General features: G+C 65.0%; 15 protein-coding genes. 10 read left to right on the plus strand and 5 right to left on the minus strand.

The features are described 5' to 3' along the window. The first annotated feature begins 89 nt into the window (after positions 1 to 89). From M0209_RS07020 to M0209_RS07045, 6 genes are all read left to right on the plus strand, one after another. Positions 90 to 863, plus strand: a complete 774-nt coding sequence (locus tag M0209_RS07020) for a uracil-DNA glycosylase family protein (RefSeq protein ID WP_258887572.1) — start codon at positions 90 to 92, stop codon at positions 861 to 863. Further along, positions 860 to 2,572 carry a lytic transglycosylase domain-containing protein gene (locus M0209_RS07025; protein WP_258887573.1) on the plus strand — a complete coding sequence of 571 codons (1,713 nt, stop codon included), beginning with the start codon at positions 860 to 862 and terminating at the stop codon, positions 2,570 to 2,572. Before M0209_RS07020 ends, M0209_RS07025 begins: the two co-directional genes overlap by 4 nt. A gap of 128 nt (positions 2,573 to 2,700) precedes the next feature. Further along, positions 2,701 to 3,225: a molybdenum cofactor biosynthesis protein B gene (gene moaB / locus M0209_RS07030; protein WP_258887574.1), complete on the plus strand. Its 525-nt coding sequence runs from the start codon at positions 2,701 to 2,703 to the stop codon at positions 3,223 to 3,225. A gap of 29 nt (positions 3,226 to 3,254) precedes the next feature. Next, positions 3,255 to 3,551, plus strand: a complete 297-nt coding sequence (locus M0209_RS07035; protein WP_258887575.1) for a DUF1294 domain-containing protein — start codon at positions 3,255 to 3,257, stop codon at positions 3,549 to 3,551. A 42-nt stretch (positions 3,552 to 3,593) separates the two neighbouring features. Further along, positions 3,594 to 4,538 (plus strand): aspartate carbamoyltransferase catalytic subunit, encoded by a 945-nt coding sequence (locus M0209_RS07040; protein ID WP_258889588.1) that lies wholly within the window; start codon positions 3,594 to 3,596, stop codon positions 4,536 to 4,538. Beyond that, a complete protein-coding gene (locus M0209_RS07045; protein WP_408988229.1) occupies positions 4,532 to 5,737 on the plus strand; it encodes a dihydroorotase in 1,206 nt (401 codons plus the stop codon). Before M0209_RS07040 ends, M0209_RS07045 begins: the two co-directional genes overlap by 7 nt. 3 nt (positions 5,738 to 5,740) lie before the next feature. Here the strand turns inward: M0209_RS07045 and M0209_RS07050 are convergent, their stop codons facing one another. From M0209_RS07050 to M0209_RS07060, 3 genes are read right to left on the minus strand one after another with little or no spacing between them, the layout of a single operon-like run. Next, positions 5,741 to 7,129 (minus strand): SPOR domain-containing protein, encoded by a 1,389-nt coding sequence (locus tag M0209_RS07050; protein WP_258887577.1) that lies wholly within the window; start codon positions 7,127 to 7,129, stop codon positions 5,741 to 5,743. Between the two features lie 20 nt (positions 7,130 to 7,149). Next, positions 7,150 to 7,677 (minus strand): hypothetical protein, encoded by a 528-nt coding sequence (locus M0209_RS07055; protein WP_258887578.1) that lies wholly within the window; start codon positions 7,675 to 7,677, stop codon positions 7,150 to 7,152. Between the two features lie 11 nt (positions 7,678 to 7,688). After that, positions 7,689 to 8,411 (minus strand): ParA family protein, encoded by a 723-nt coding sequence (locus tag M0209_RS07060; protein ID WP_258887579.1) that lies wholly within the window; start codon positions 8,409 to 8,411, stop codon positions 7,689 to 7,691. Between the two features lie 129 nt (positions 8,412 to 8,540). Between M0209_RS07060 and M0209_RS07065 the strand changes: the two genes are divergently transcribed. Both M0209_RS07065 and M0209_RS07070 read left to right on the plus strand, forming a co-directional pair. After that, positions 8,541 to 9,641, plus strand: coding sequence for an SPOR domain-containing protein (locus M0209_RS07065; RefSeq protein ID WP_258887580.1), 1,101 nt, complete (start codon positions 8,541 to 8,543; stop codon positions 9,639 to 9,641). 4 nt (positions 9,642 to 9,645) lie between these two features. Beyond that, entirely contained in the window at positions 9,646 to 10,104 is a 459-nt protein-coding gene (locus M0209_RS07070) for a GreA/GreB family elongation factor (protein ID WP_258887581.1), read from the plus strand. Here M0209_RS07070 and M0209_RS07075 read toward each other — a convergent pair. Both M0209_RS07075 and serB read right to left on the minus strand, forming a co-directional pair. After that, positions 10,094 to 10,615, minus strand: coding sequence for a DUF1993 family protein (locus M0209_RS07075; RefSeq protein WP_258887582.1), 522 nt, complete (start codon positions 10,613 to 10,615; stop codon positions 10,094 to 10,096). The two genes, M0209_RS07070 and M0209_RS07075, sit on opposite strands and share 11 nt — an antisense overlap. 25 nt (positions 10,616 to 10,640) lie before the next feature. After that, on the minus strand, positions 10,641 to 11,567 hold the full coding sequence (gene serB, locus M0209_RS07080; RefSeq protein WP_408988187.1) for a phosphoserine phosphatase SerB: 927 nt from the start codon (positions 11,565 to 11,567) through the stop codon (positions 10,641 to 10,643). Here serB and miaA point away from each other — a divergent pair. Both miaA and M0209_RS07090 read left to right on the plus strand, forming a co-directional pair. After that, entirely contained in the window at positions 11,533 to 12,471 is a 939-nt protein-coding gene (gene miaA, locus M0209_RS07085; RefSeq protein ID WP_258887584.1) for a tRNA (adenosine(37)-N6)-dimethylallyltransferase MiaA, read from the plus strand. The two genes, serB and miaA, sit on opposite strands and share 35 nt — an antisense overlap. A 46-nt stretch (positions 12,472 to 12,517) precedes the next feature. Next, on the plus strand, positions 12,518 to 14,266 hold the full coding sequence (locus M0209_RS07090) for an acetolactate synthase 3 large subunit (RefSeq protein WP_258887585.1): 1,749 nt from the start codon (positions 12,518 to 12,520) through the stop codon (positions 14,264 to 14,266). Positions 14,267 to 14,375 lie beyond the last annotated feature (109 nt).

A 14,375-nucleotide genomic window follows, 5' to 3' on the forward strand; every position in this document is an offset into this window, starting at 1 on the left:
GCGCTTGGCCGTCTTTCCTCGTCGTTTTGTCACGAACCGCATTCCGCATCATTGACCGCGACGTCAACCGATTGCTTTAACTGACAGCGATGCTCAATTGCGAAATTCATGATCTGCGCGACGAGGCCGAAAGCCTGATCGGGTGGTGGCGCGACGCCGGCGTCGATACGCTGATTGACGAGCAACCGCGCGACTGGTTCGCAGAAGGGAATGTGGCGCGGACGGTGCCAGCGAAGGCACACCCCCCAACCTCGGACAATGCACCGCAGCCACCAGCGGCACAGTCACAACCGGAATTGCCAACCGTGCTGCCGCAGGCGCTCGCCGAATTCATCGCGTGGCTCGCTACCGACACTTCGACGCTCGCCAATTATCCCATCCGTCAGCGCCTCGCCCCTGAAGGGCACTCTGCCAACGCGCCGATGATCGTCACCGATGTACCCGAACGCGGCGACGCCGAGGCAGGACATTTGCTATCGGGCGAGATCGGCGCGCTGTTCGACCGGATGATCGCGGCATGGAAAATCAACCGTGGGCGCATCTATCTTACTGCGCTCGCACCCGCGCGTCCGGCCAGCGGGCGCATCGACGCACAGGCGCTCGACCTGCTCGGCCCGTTGATCGTGCATCACATCCGTATAGCGGCCCCGAAAAAACTGTGGCTGATGGGCGAAGCGGCAAGCCGTGCGGTGCTCGGGATGAATGTAGCCGAAGCAACGGGACGGTTACATTTCATTAACTATGATGGGGTCACTGTGGAGGCAATCGCAACGCTTCATCCGCGTGTGCTGCTCCGCGAGCCCAAATCCAAAGGGCGGGTGTGGGAAGACATGCAGAGACTGATCGGGGACGGAACGGCATGAGAGTATCGGTTTTGCTGACTGGTGTTGCCTTGTCGGGTGCGACTGTCGCCACGCCTGTCATTGCCGCCGAAGCGATCATCGCGGCCAAATCTGCCGCCCTCGCCCTTCCTGTCCAGCTCGGTCCCAACGCCCGCAGCCAGTATCGGGCGATTTTCGACGATATCGACGCGGGGCGCTGGACCGACGCAGCGGCCAAGCTTGATTTCATGCCCGAAGGGCCGCTGCACTTCGTTGCACGCGCGGCAATTTTTACGGCCAAGGGTTCGCCGAAGGTGGACGGGACACAACTTGCCGCGCTGGCAACCGCCGCCCCGCAACTTCCCGAGGCACCTACACTTGTCCGCCTGGCGCAGTCTCGCGGCGTCGATGCCCTGCCCGCGCTGCCCGAACCGCATGCGATCGGCTGGCTCGGCACCTCACCACGTCGCGGTCGCACGGCTACGACCGAGGGCGATGCCGTCGCTTCGGTGATGGGCCAGCGGATCCTGCAATTCATCAAAGACGACAGTCCTACCGAAGCCGAAGCGCTGCTGGTCTCGAATGAACCGAGCCTGACGCCCGCGGGGCTGGCCGAATGGCGCCAGCGCGTTGCCTGGTCCTACTATATCGAGGACGACGACACTAATGCCCGTCGTTTGGCCACGGTGGCGCAGGCAGGCACCGGCCCTTGGGCAGCACAGGCCGACTGGGTGGTAGGTCTTGCGGCATGGCGGCAGAAGGATTGGACCACCGCGTCGAACGCTTTCGCCTCGCTGGCCCGACGTTCGTATGATCCCGAAATGATCGCGGCGGGGCATTATTGGGCCGCACGCGCTGATATGGTGCGTCACCAGCCCGACCTGATTCAGCCGCGCCTCCGCGCAGCCGCACGGCTCGAGGAAACATTTTACGGGATGCTCGCCAGCGGCGCGATGGGGCTGGCCGCCCGGAAGGACGACGATGGCAGCGGCGCAATCCGTCAACTGACCGGTCATCCCAATGTCCGCGCCGCACTCGCACTCGCCGAAATCGGCGAAAACGACCGTGCCGATGCGCTGGTGCGCTGGCAGGCGCGCATCGGCAGCCCCGCCGAACATGCGACGCTTACCGCAATTGCGGGCAAGCTCGACCTGCCATCGACTCAGCTGTGGCTGGCACACAATGGTCCGGCGGGTGCAAAGACCTCGATCGAGGGTCGTTACCCGATGCCCGGCAACTGGTCGCCCGAAGGCGGCTGGCGCGTCGACCGCGCACTCGTATTCGCGCACACCCTTCAGGAATCGAACTTTCGTACCAACGCAGTTAGCGCAGCGGGCGCGCGCGGTCTGATGCAGGTTCGCCCCGGCACGGCGAGCGATATCGCGCGCAAAAAGGGCATCGTGTTCGCCGGATCCCTATCGTCGCCTGCCACCAACATGGAATACGGGCAAAGCTATATCGAACAATTACGCGATATGGCGCAGACTGGCGGGCTGCTGCCCAAGGTAATCGCCGCATACAACGCCGGTCCCGCCCCGCTCGACCGCTGGAACTCCAACACCGCCGCCGCGAAAGACCCGCTGCTCTACATCGAGAGCATCCCTTATTGGGAGACCCGCGGCTATGTAACGATCGTCCTTCGCAATTACTGGATGTACCAGCAACAGGCCGGTCAGAAGACCGTCAGCCGCAGCGCGCTGGTTCAGGGCATCTGGCCGAAATTCCCGACAGTGGCGAGCGCCGCTCGCTAATCTGGCAAAGGCTGCTCGATCCGCCCTTGACCAGAACCGTCATTGCGAGCGAAGCGAAGCAATCCACATCGCCGCCTGTGCAGTCCGCTGGATTGCTTCGCTGCGCTCGCAACGACGGAACTGTGTGCATGATCGACGACTCCCTTCCCTTCATCCCCGTCAACATCGCGCTCCTCACCGTATCTGACACGCGCGACGCCTCGACCGACAAGTCGGGCGACCGGCTCGCGGGCCTGATCGAGGCGGCGGGCCACCAACTCGTCCGCCGCATGATCGTCCGCGACGATGTCGAGGCGCTGGTCGGGCAATTCGAGGCGTGGATCGAGGACGAAGCCGTCGATTGCATCATCTCGACCGGCGGCACCGGCGTGACCGGCCGCGACGTGACACCAGAGGCCATAGACCGGCTCGACGGCAAATCGATTCCTGGCTTCGGCGAACTGTTCCGCTGGCTCAGCTACGCGAATATCGGCACCTCGACGATCCAGTCGCGCGCCTGTGCCGCCGTGGTGCGCGGCACCTATATCTTCGCCTTGCCCGGTTCGACCGGCGCGGTAGCCGACGGATGGAACGGGATTCTGAGCACGCAGCTCGATTCGCGCCACAAACCCTGCAATTTTGTCGAACTGATGCCGAGGTTGCGCGAAGTCTGAACCGAATTTCAACGATCTGGTGGCAGGCCATGGATATGGCGCAGTCGATATTCTTGGCATGGATCGTCGCACTTGGCCTGAACGTGCTGTCATTCGTCCAGTTCGGATGGGACAAACGGCGCGCCGAATTAGGCTTACGGCGGACGCCCGAAGGTTCGCTGTTAATGACTGGAATGCTCGGTGGTTGCGTCGGCGCCTATCTCGGTCGCTCGCACTTCCGGCACAAAACACGCAAGCAGCCGTTCGGCAATCGTCTGTTCGGAGCCACTATACTGAACGTGACGGGCGTGTCTGCTATCGCCACCCGGATTGTCACAGCGGCTTGACCGCAGCCTTCCCGGTGCTACGCAAAAATCTTAGTGACATCGCTGCTCCCCTTTCCCCACCGGCACCTGACCGGGATTGCGGGCCTGCAGCCGCACGAGATCGTCTTCCTGCTCGACGAGGCCGACGGGTGGGTCGAGCATAACCGCAGCCACAGCGCATCGGACCATCGGCTGGATGGCCTCACCCAGATCAACGCGTTCTTCGAGAATTCGACGCGGACGCTGCTCAGCTTCGAGATCGCCGGCAAGCGGCTGGGGGCCGATGTCGTCAACATGCACGCGGCGCAGTCGAGCGTGAAAAAGGGCGAGACGCTGATCGACACAGCGATCACGCTCAACGCGATGCGCGCCGACGTGATCGTGATCCGCCATGGCAGCAGCGGCGCGGTGGCGCTGATCGCTGACAAGGTCGACTGCCCGGTACTCAATGCGGGCGACGGGACGCACGAGCACCCGACGCAGGCCCTGCTCGACGCGCTAACGATCCGGCGGCGGCTTGGCGCAATTGCGGGCAAGCGCATCGCAATCTGCGGCGACGTACTGCACAGCCGCGTCGCGCGCTCGAATATCCTGTTGCTGACCGCGCTGATGGCCGAAGTGCGCGTGGTAGCGCCGCCGACGCTGATGCCGGCCGGGATCGAGCGGTTCGGCGTGGTGCCGTTCACTGACATGGATGCGGGAATCGAGGGCGCGGACGCGGTAATGATGCTCCGCCTGCAATCCGAACGGATGTCGGGCGGGTTTGTGCCCTCCTTACGCGAATTCCACGCGCTTTACGGACTGACGCCCGAACGGCTGGAACGCGCACCAGATGCGATTGTCATGCATCCGGGCCCGATGAACCGGGGCGTCGAGATTGCATCTTCGGTTGCCGACGATCCGGTACGTTCGACGATTGCCGAGCAGGTCGAAATGGGTGTCGCGGTGCGGATGGCCTGTCTCGACGTGCTGACAGGCCAAAGAACCAAGGGCGGGCGGCGATCGTGATCATCCGGGGCGGCAAGCTGGTCGATATTGCGGGCGAGCGTCACGGCGACCTCGTCATCGATGGCGACAAGATTGCGGCGGCTACCGGCTCGACCAAGACCATCGACGCCACCGGCAAGATCGTCCTACCGGGCATTGTCGATCTGGGGGTATTCGCCGTCGAACGCGGCGCGTCGGCGGCAGGCGGGATCACGCGCGTCGCGCTGATGCCCGACCAATCGCCGGTGCTCGACGATCCGGGCCTCGTCCAGCGCGCCGCGCTGGCCGCCAAGCCCGCCTTGTGGGTTCACCCGCTGGCCGCCGCGACAAAGGGGCTGCGCGGGGAAGAACTCGCCGAATATGCGCTGATGACGCGCGCCGGCGCGAAGGCCGTGGCGACCGGGCGCAGCTGGATTGCCGATTCGGGCGTGATGCGGCGCGTGCTCGCCTATGCGGGATCGCTCGGCCTGACGGTTGTCGCACATGCCGAGGACGGCGGGCTGGCCGGGACCGCCGTCGCAACTGAAGGCGAAACAGCAACACTCTACGGACTTCCCGCTGCACCTGCGATGGCCGAAGCGATGGCCGTTGCGCGCGATCTGGCACTGGTCGAGGAGACGGGCGCACGGCTGCACTTCCGCCAGGTGACGACGTCGCGCGCCTTCGATCTTGTCCGTGCGGCCAAGGCGCGCGGATTGCCCGTGACCTGCGGCATCGCCCCGACGCATCTGCTGCTTAACGATATCGCGGTCGGCGATTACCGCACCTTCGCGCGCCTCTCCCCGCCGCTAAGGAGCGACGACGACCGCCGCGCCGCTATCGAGGCGTTGCGCGACGGGACCATCGACGTGCTGTGTTCGGCGCACGATCCGCGCGGGCCCGAGGCAAAGCGCCTGCCCTTTGCCGATGCCGAACCGGGCGCATCCGGTGCGGAAACGTTGCTGACGCTCGCACTGGGACTGGTCCGCGACGGCGTGATCGACCTGCCGCGCCTTGCCGCCCTCACCAGCGCGAACCCGGCGAAGTTATTGGGCGTGGACTGCGGACGGCTCGAAACGGGGGCACCCGCCGATCTCGTCATCGTCGATCCCGACAAGCCATGGCGGATCGACGGCGCGCGCTTTGCCTCATCAGCCGGAAACACGCCGTTCGACGGTCTGCCGGTACAGGGCAAGGCCGTCCGCACGATCAAGGGCGGACGGACGATCTTCGAACTTTAGGGTTTAGCGCGAGGCAACCTTGAACGTGTGCTTCTGCACCCAGCGTGCCGGCGCATCGCCCGATTGGACGCGGACAAAGCAGACATTGCCGGTCTGCTTGATTCGCGCGCACATCTTGTCGGCGTCCGCGCGGTTGGCAAAGCTGCCGACCGATACGCGGACGAGATTGGCGTTGCGAACCTTCGCTGCACCGTTGATCGCCTCATAGTTGGCAAGGTCGACCCGACCCGAAACGCGGTTCCACGCGCGTTCAGCCGCCGAGGCGCTCTGGAAAGCGCCGATCTGGACGACAAATTGGCCGCCCTTGGCCGGACGGAACGCCGCTGCCTTCATCAGGCGGGCGGACGGGACGACAGGCTTTGCCACGACAACCGGCTTGGCGACCGGCGCGGGCTTCGCAGCGACGGGACGCGACGGCGGGACGACGGCGGTACGGACAGGGCGCGGCTCGGCGCGGATCAGGACCGGCTCGGGCGTGGGCGCGACGGCAACCACGGGCTGGACGACGGGCGCAACCGGCGCGACCGGCGTTTCAAAGGCGGGCTGATCGACAGCGGCAACTGCCACCGGCTCGGGCGCGGGGGCCACAGGTTCGGCGACCGGTGCAACCGGTTCGGCGGCGGCAACCGCCACCGGCGCGGCAGGTACTGCCAGCGCTAGGCGCGTCGGCTGACCGGCGTCCGCGACCGGCTTCACCCCGAGAAGCGACGCGACTTGCATCGATCCAGCGCCCGGACGGGCAAAGGTCGCCCAGGTCGCGAGACGGGCATCCGCCTCATCGGGCGTCAGATCCTGAACCGCCATCACCTTGGCGTTGGTCCATTTGCCCGCGAGAGCGTAGGCGAGTGCGAGATTCTGGCGCGTCTTTGCATTGGCATCGGGCGCACGCGTTGCAAATTCGAGGATGCGGACGGCCTCAGTCGGATTACCCGCCAGGGCTAGCGCCAGCCCGAAATCGGCGGCGGGCAGCTTGTCGCGATAATCGGCGAGCGTCGCCTGCGCCGCATCGCCCTTGCCCAGCGCGATCTGTGCGAGCGCGAGGTTGAGCGCAGCACGCTCTCTCTCGGGATCGAGTGTCAGCGTGTCGGCGAACGTCTGTTCGGCTGACTGGAAACGTCCGGCGGCGAGATAAGCCTGCCCCAGCAGCATGCGATAATCCGCATTGCGGCCTTGCAACGCCACGGCAGCTTCGGCGAAGGACACTGCCTTGACGGCGTTCCTCTTGACCAGCGCCTTGCTGGCACGCTGGGCAAAGCCGACTGCCTGACGCGCCGCCTGTTCGGCGGAAACCGGCGACGACCCCTGCGCCTGGCCGCTGACGCTGCCGAGCATGAGGGCGGACCCAACCACCAGTGTCGATGTCGTGAGCCGCAGCAGTGATGTCGCGTTCATGGTCTTCCCCCTCAAAACGGTCATTTGCCCGCGCTGCCCGAACCGGCCGCCTTAGCCAGTTCGCCGACACCGGGCTGGGTTGCGAGAAAGGCGTCGAGCGCCTGTACAACGAGAAGCTGGGCCGACTTGTGCGCGACCGCACAGGCAAGCCGCAGTTGCAGGTGGCGATCCGGGTCGAGGCGCAGCGTGAACGCCGCCTTGCCCTTCGATCCGGGTGCCGCACGCTTGGCCCGCTCGGCAAAGGAGTCCGACAGCGGTTCGAGTTCGCGCTTCAGTTCTTCCTGCTGGCGCACCACGGCGGGCAGTTCATCAGGCACCTCGACAGCTGCGACCGGCAGGATCGGTACGACTTCGGCGCTGACCGGCGCGGCGACCGACTCGGGCTCATGGCCCATGTCGTTCCAGCCCAGGTCTTCGTGATGCTGGTGGCTATTGCCGCCGCCGAAGCCGAAGCTGGCAAAGCCCTGCGGACGCATGGCAGGCTTGGCCTGCCCCTTGCGGGCGAGCAGCGATGACGACAGCGATGCGAGAGGTTTGGGTTCGCCCATGACGCCCTCCCTCACTGACCGACCACGCGGCGGCCGAAGCCTCCGCCGGCAGGACGATGCATGACAGGGGCCGCTGCGGCGATGCCGGGGGCCGAGAACACGGTGCGGCGGAAGTTCTTTTCGAGCCGGTCGGACACATAATCCCACAGCTCGGTAACTTCGGCGGCGGAGCGGCTGCGCGGATCGCATTCCATGACCGTGCGCCCGTCGATCATCGATGCGGCGAAATCGGTGCGGTGATGAAGCGTGACCGGCGCGACGGTACCGTGCTGCGACAGGGCGACAGCGGCTTCGTAAGTAATCTTCGCCTTGGGCGTTGCACCGTTGACGACGAACAGCAGCGGCTTGCCCGCGCGGTCGCACAGGTCGACGGTCGCGCCGACGGCGCGCAGATCGTGCGGCGACGGGCGCGTCGGGATGATGATGAGTTCGGCAACGGCGATAACGCTCTGGATCGCCATGGTGATCGCGGGCGGGGTATCGATGACCGCCAGACGAAAGCCCTGCTGACGCAGCATTTCAAGATCGGCCTGTAGGCGTGCGACGGTCGTCTGGGCAAAGGCAGGATATTCCGCCTCGCGCTCGTTCCACCAGTCGGCCAGCGACCCCTGCGGATCGATGTCGATCAGGACGACCGGTCCGGCGCCTGCGCGCTGGGCCTGGACGGCAATATGGCCGGACAGGGTGGTTTTCCCCGATCCGCCTTTTTGGGAGGCCATTGCCAGTACGCGCATCGACAGTCCTTGGGTGTTGTCAGGTCTGCCGAGGGGAATGTCATGCTGCTGCCTAAGATAAGGTTAATCAGCGCCCAGAATGTGAAATGGCGAAGACAGGTTCAAACAGTCGCATTCGATTGCCGCTTCATGCTAAAGCGCTGTTCATCTTCGCTGTGGCAAAAGCAGCAGGACGGGTCGAGCAAGGGGAAGACGATGTTGCGTTGTGGTTTGCTGGCGGCGGGTGCCGCGATGCTGTTCGCGGTCGCATCGCCCGCCTGCGCCGATACCAAGGCCGGTTTCGACAAGTGGAATCGCGGCGATTTCTATGGGGCCGTGGCCGAATGGCGCCCGCTGGCCATCGCGGGCGACCCGGTCGCACAGTATAACCTCGCCAAGGCCTATCAGCTCGGTCGCGGGCTGCCCGTCGACATGAAGATGGCCGAAAGCTGGTATGGCAAGGCCGCGCAACAGGGCCATGTGCCGAGCCGCGACAATTACGGGCTGTTGCTGTTCCAGAACGGCGACCGCACGTCGGCCATGCCCTATATCGAGGAATCGGCGAACCGCGGCGAACCGCGCGCGCAATATGTGCTCGGGACAGCCCTGTTCAACGGCGACACGATGAAGAAGGACTGGGTGCGCGCCTATGCGCTGATGACCCGCGCATCCGCAGCCGGGATTTCGGCGGCATCGAGCAGCCTTGCCCAGATGGACAAATATATCCCGCTCGACCAGCGCCAGCGCGGGCTGACCCTCGCGCGCTCGTACGAGACGTCGGCGTCGAACCCGCAACTGGCGGCCGGGATGGTCGGCGATGGCCCGCCACCGCGTCCCGCCGTCGCCACCGAGGATTTGCCCCCGTCCGATGTCGGTGCGCCACCCCCGCCGACGCCGAAGCCGGTCAAGACCCCGAAACCGCCGGTGGTGAAGACCCCGCCGGTCAAAGTTGCCGTCGCGCCGCCGCCGCCCGCGCCCAAGCCGGTGCCCGCACCTGCTCCGAAGCCCGCTCCTGCCCCCCAGCCGGTCGCTTCGGCAGGCGGCTGGCGTATACAGCTCGGCGCGTTCAGCAGCGACGCCAACGCCCAGCGCGCTTGGGGTGCGGTCGCAGGCCGCCTGAGCGGTCTGCGACCGAGCTATGTCCGCGCGGGCAATATCATCCGCCTGCAAGCCGGGCCTTTGCGCGACAAGGCCGCCGCCCAGCGCGCTTGCGCCGCATCGGGCACGAGCTGCATCCCCGTCGCGCCATAACGTCATGAGCGTCGCCTTCCGCCGCGAGAGCGACGAGGAACACCTCGAACCCAAATTCGAAATCCCGCTGCCGCCCGGGCTGAACATCGTCACCGCGCGCGGGCTGGCGTTGATCGAAGCCAAGGTGGCCGAATGGAACGCCAGCGTTGCCGCTGCGGAAGACGATGAGGCACGCAAGAAAGCGAAGCGCGATCTCGCTTATTGGAACACCCGGCTGTCGACGGCACGCGTTGCCGACGCACCGACACCCGGTGTCGCAGGGATCGGCTCGCGCATCGCCTTCCGCCTCAACGGCACGTCGCGCGCTATCGAGATCGTCGGCCATGACGAGGCAGACCCCGCCGCCGGGCATCTCGCTTTTGCCGCGCCGCTTGCGAAATCCATGATCGGTGCCGAAGTCGGCGACCTCCTCGATTTCGGCGGTGTCGAAGACGCGCTGGAAATCCTGTCGATCACCCCTTGATGCGCGGGCGGCCCATATAGTCCATCTTGCCGATCGGCATCCCCTGCGCGCGCAGGATCGCATAAGCCGTCGTCGCGTGGAAATAGAAGTTCGGCATCGAGAACGACATCAGGAAGTTCTCGGCGGTGAATTCCATCCGCCGTTCGCCCATCGCAAAAGCCATGTCATTGCCGACGAAGCCGTTCACCTCGTCCGGGTTAACGGCTTCGAGCGCGGCATGTGTCTCAGCGAGTTGCGCGGCGAGCCCCGCGAAATCGGCGGGCCAAGGTGACCGGTCGGGGCTGAAAACCCTCGCACGCACGCCCTCGATGGCCTTGATCGAATGGACCGAAACCGCCTTCACCTGATAGCCCAGCGGCAACATGTCGTCGGCAAGCTTCGCGCCGAGCAGCGTCGCCGGATCAAGGCCATTTTCGGCGGCGAACGCTTCTGCCTTGGTCACCAGCGCCGCGACGCTGCCGACGATCTGGAGGAACGAAGGGACGGTGGCGTCATAAAGCGAAAAGGACATGGGTCGGTCTCCTGCTTAGGGGGAATCAATCTAGTCCCAGCGCGTAGCGCACCACGTTGAGGTCGCCAAATCGTACGCTGGCATCAGCCGCTGCTTCGGTCTTCGGTTTCGCATGATACGCGATGCCGAGCCCCGCCGCCTCGATCATTGGGATATCGTTCGCGCCGTCGCCGATGGCGAGTGTGGCATTAATCGGAATGCCGAGCGCGGTGGCCTCGGCCAGCAGAGTTTCGCGCTTGGTCTGCGCGTCCACGATGGGGAATTCGACCTCGCCGGTCAGTTTGCCGTCCTGCACCACCAAATGGTTGGCGATGGCGCGGTCGAAGCCGATCTGTTGCGCCACGCTGTCGGTGAAATGGGTGAAGCCGCCGGAGACGAGTACCGCCCTGCCGCCAGCGGCCTTGAACGCCGTAATCAGGTCGACCGCGCCGCCCATCAACTTCACCCGTTCGCGCAGGCATTCTGCCACAGTCGCTTCGGAGAGGCCCGCGAGCAGCGCGACACGGCTGCCGAGCGCTTCGGCAAAGTCGAGCTCGCCGCGCATGGCGCGTTCGGTGACGTCGGAAACCTGGGCTTTCAAGCCGACATAGTCGGCGAGTTCGTCGATGCATTCGACGGTGATCATCGTCGAATCCATGTCGGCGATGAGGAGCTTGCGGTGGCGGTCGGGTTCGCGCTGGATAATGATGTCGAGGTGCGGAAGTGCCGCTTCGAGCGCTGCCCGTGCTCCTGCGGAAGCAGGAGCCTTGGAGCCGTGAACATCGGTCGCGTCGTCAGGGCTCCGGCCTTCGCCGGAGCACAGAAATCGCACGTCGCACGCCACCCCGTCGACGACCGCCCCCGCCGTCCCCCGCACCGCATCGCACGCCGCCGAAATATCGCCCGCGTCCAGCCGATCTTTTGCTACGAGGGTGGCAATGAACACTTCAGGTCTCCCAACGGTGGCGCTCATTGCAGGGCCGACCGCCAGCGGCAAGTCCGCGCTCGCGATGGCGCTCGCCGATCTGACGCCGTCGGTGATCGTCAACGCGGATTCGATGCAGGTCTATCGCGATCTGCGCGTGGTAACGGCGCGACCGAGCGAGGCGGACGAGGCGCGGCATCCCCACCGGCTGTTCGGCTATATCGACGGCGCGGAGGCGTGTTCGGCCGCGCGCTGGGCGACGGACGCGAGGGGCGCGATTGCCGAAGCGCATGGCGAGGGCCGCTTGCCAATCGTTGTTGGCGGGACCGGCCTCTATATCCGCACCCTGCTCGACGGCATTGCGCCGGTGCCTGAAATCAATCCGGGCGTCCGTGCCGAAGTGCGGGCGCTCCCGGTGGCCGAGGCGTTCGACGCGCTGACCCGTGAGGACGCCGAGGCCGCAACGCGGCTTGCCCCCGCCGACACGACGCGGGTCGCGCGGGCGCTGGAGGTTGTGCGTTCGACGGGGCGGACACTCAAGGACTGGCAGGCGCAAAAGGTCGGCGGCATCGGCGAGGCGGTCCGACTGGTACCGCTGGCGCTGCTCCCGCCGCGCGACTGGCTGTTTGACCGGTGCGATGCGCGGTTCGAAGCGATGATCGAGGCGGGAGAGGACGAGGTGGCGGCGCTCATCGAACGTGATCTCGATCCCGCGCTGCCGGTTATGCGCGCCATCGGCGTGGCAGAGATTGCAGCGCTGCTGGCGCGAAAGGTTAGTAAAGGTGATTGCAAAACAGCAGGTGCGCTTGCCACCCGCCAATATGCCAAAAGGCAGTATACATGGTTCGTCAATCAGGCCCCGACGGAATGGAAACGCGTCGTCACGTCACTAGATTCCGAAAATATCCATAATTTAGTAATAATATTACGCGATAAGGCGTTGACAGCATAGTTTCGTATCACTAACGGCCCCGCACTGCAACATAAGGACGCGTCGAATGCCTGCCGAGAAACCCGGAGCCGAAATCCTCGTCGAGGCGCTTGTCGATCTCGGCGTCGAAATCGTGTTCGGCTATCCCGGCGGCGCGGTGCTCCCAATCTATGACGCGCTGTTCAAGCAGAAGCGGATCAAGCACATCCTCGTCCGCCACGAACAGGCGGCAACGCATGCGGCGGAGGGCTATGCGCGCGCGACCGGCAGGCCCGGCGTCGTGCTCGTCACCAGCGGCCCCGGTGCGACCAATGCGATCACCGGCATCACCGACGCGCTGATGGATTCGATCCCGATGGTCGTCATCACCGGCCAGGTGCCGACAGCCCTGATCGGCACCGACGCATTCCAGGAGGCCGATACCGTCGGCATCACGCGCCACTGCACCAAGCATAATTATCTGGTGAAAGACCCCGCCAAGCTCGGCGGCATCATCCATGAGGCTTTCCATATCGCCACATCGGGCCGTCCCGGGCCGGTCGTCGTCGACATCCCCAAAGACGTGCAGGTCGCGACCGCGCGCTACACAAATCCGGGCAAGATCCAGCACAAGACCTATCGCCCTGCCCTCAAGCCTGAGCCGAAATCGGTCGAAACGCTCGTCGAAATGCTCGCGGCAGCCGAACGCCCGGTGCTCTACACCGGCGGCGGGATCATCAATTCGGGGCCGGGTGCGAGCCAGATGCTGCGCGAGCTGGCTAGGATTTCGGGTGCGCCGGTGACGTCGACGCTGATGGGCCTCGGTGCCTATCCGGCGAGCGGCGAGCAATGGCTCGGTATGCTCGGCATGCACGGCACCTATGAAGCGAACATGGCGATGCACGGCGCGGACTTGATCGTGTGCCTCGGCGCGCGGTTCGACGACCGCGTGACTGGCCGCCTCGACGCTTTCAGCCCGCGCTCGAAAAAAATTCATGTCGATATCGACCGCAGCTCGATCAACAAGATCGTCCGCGCCGATTTGGGCGTGGTCGGCGATGTCGGGCGGGTGCTGGAGGATGCGGTCAAGCTGTGGAAGGCGCGCCAGCATCCCAAGCCCGACCTGGCCGCGTGGTGGGCGCAGATCGACAAGTGGCGCGCCAAGAAATCGCTCGGTTTCGCCAAGTCCAAGACCGAGATCATGCCGCAACACGCCGTCCGCGCGCTGTGGGAAGCGACGCACAAGCGCAATCCGATCATCACCACCGAAGTCGGCCAGCACCAAATGTGGGCGGCGCAGCATTTCGGTTTCGAAGGGCCGAACAAATGGCTTACCTCGGGCGGGCTCGGCACGATGGGTTACGGCCTGCCCGCGGCGATCGGCGCGCAGCTCGGCAATCCGAATGCGCTGGTCATCGACATTGCGGGCGAAGCGTCGATCCAGATGAACATTCAGGAGCTGGCGACCGCGACGCAATACCGCCTGCCGATCAAGATTTTCATCCTCAACAACGAATTTATGGGCATGGTCCGCCAGTGGCAGGAGCTGACCTATGAAAGCCGCTATTCGGAAAGCTATTCGGACGCCCTGCCCGATTTCGTGAAGCTCGGCGAGGCCTACGGGTGGAAGGGGATGCGCTGTTCGGACCCCACCGATCTCGACGGCGCGATTGCCGAGATGCTGGCGCATGACGGGCCGGTGATTTTCGACTGCAGGGTCGCGAAAATGGCGAACTGCTTCCCGATGATCCCCAGCGGCAACGCGCACAACGACATGATCCTCGATCCCGGCAGCGTGACCGGCACGATGGACGACGAAGCGAAGGCGCTGGTGTGACAAGCTTGTTGTTTGTTACGATACCGCTGCTCTGGGTTGCAGGGTTTTGCATTGCGCGTGCTGTCGTTGATTTTCGTCAGCGTCGCTATTGGTGGGCAGCGGCAGGTGT

The sequence above is a fragment of the Sphingomonas sp. SUN039 genome (genome assembly GCF_024758725.1).
Lineage (GTDB): Bacteria > Pseudomonadota > Alphaproteobacteria > Sphingomonadales > Sphingomonadaceae > Sphingomonas_O.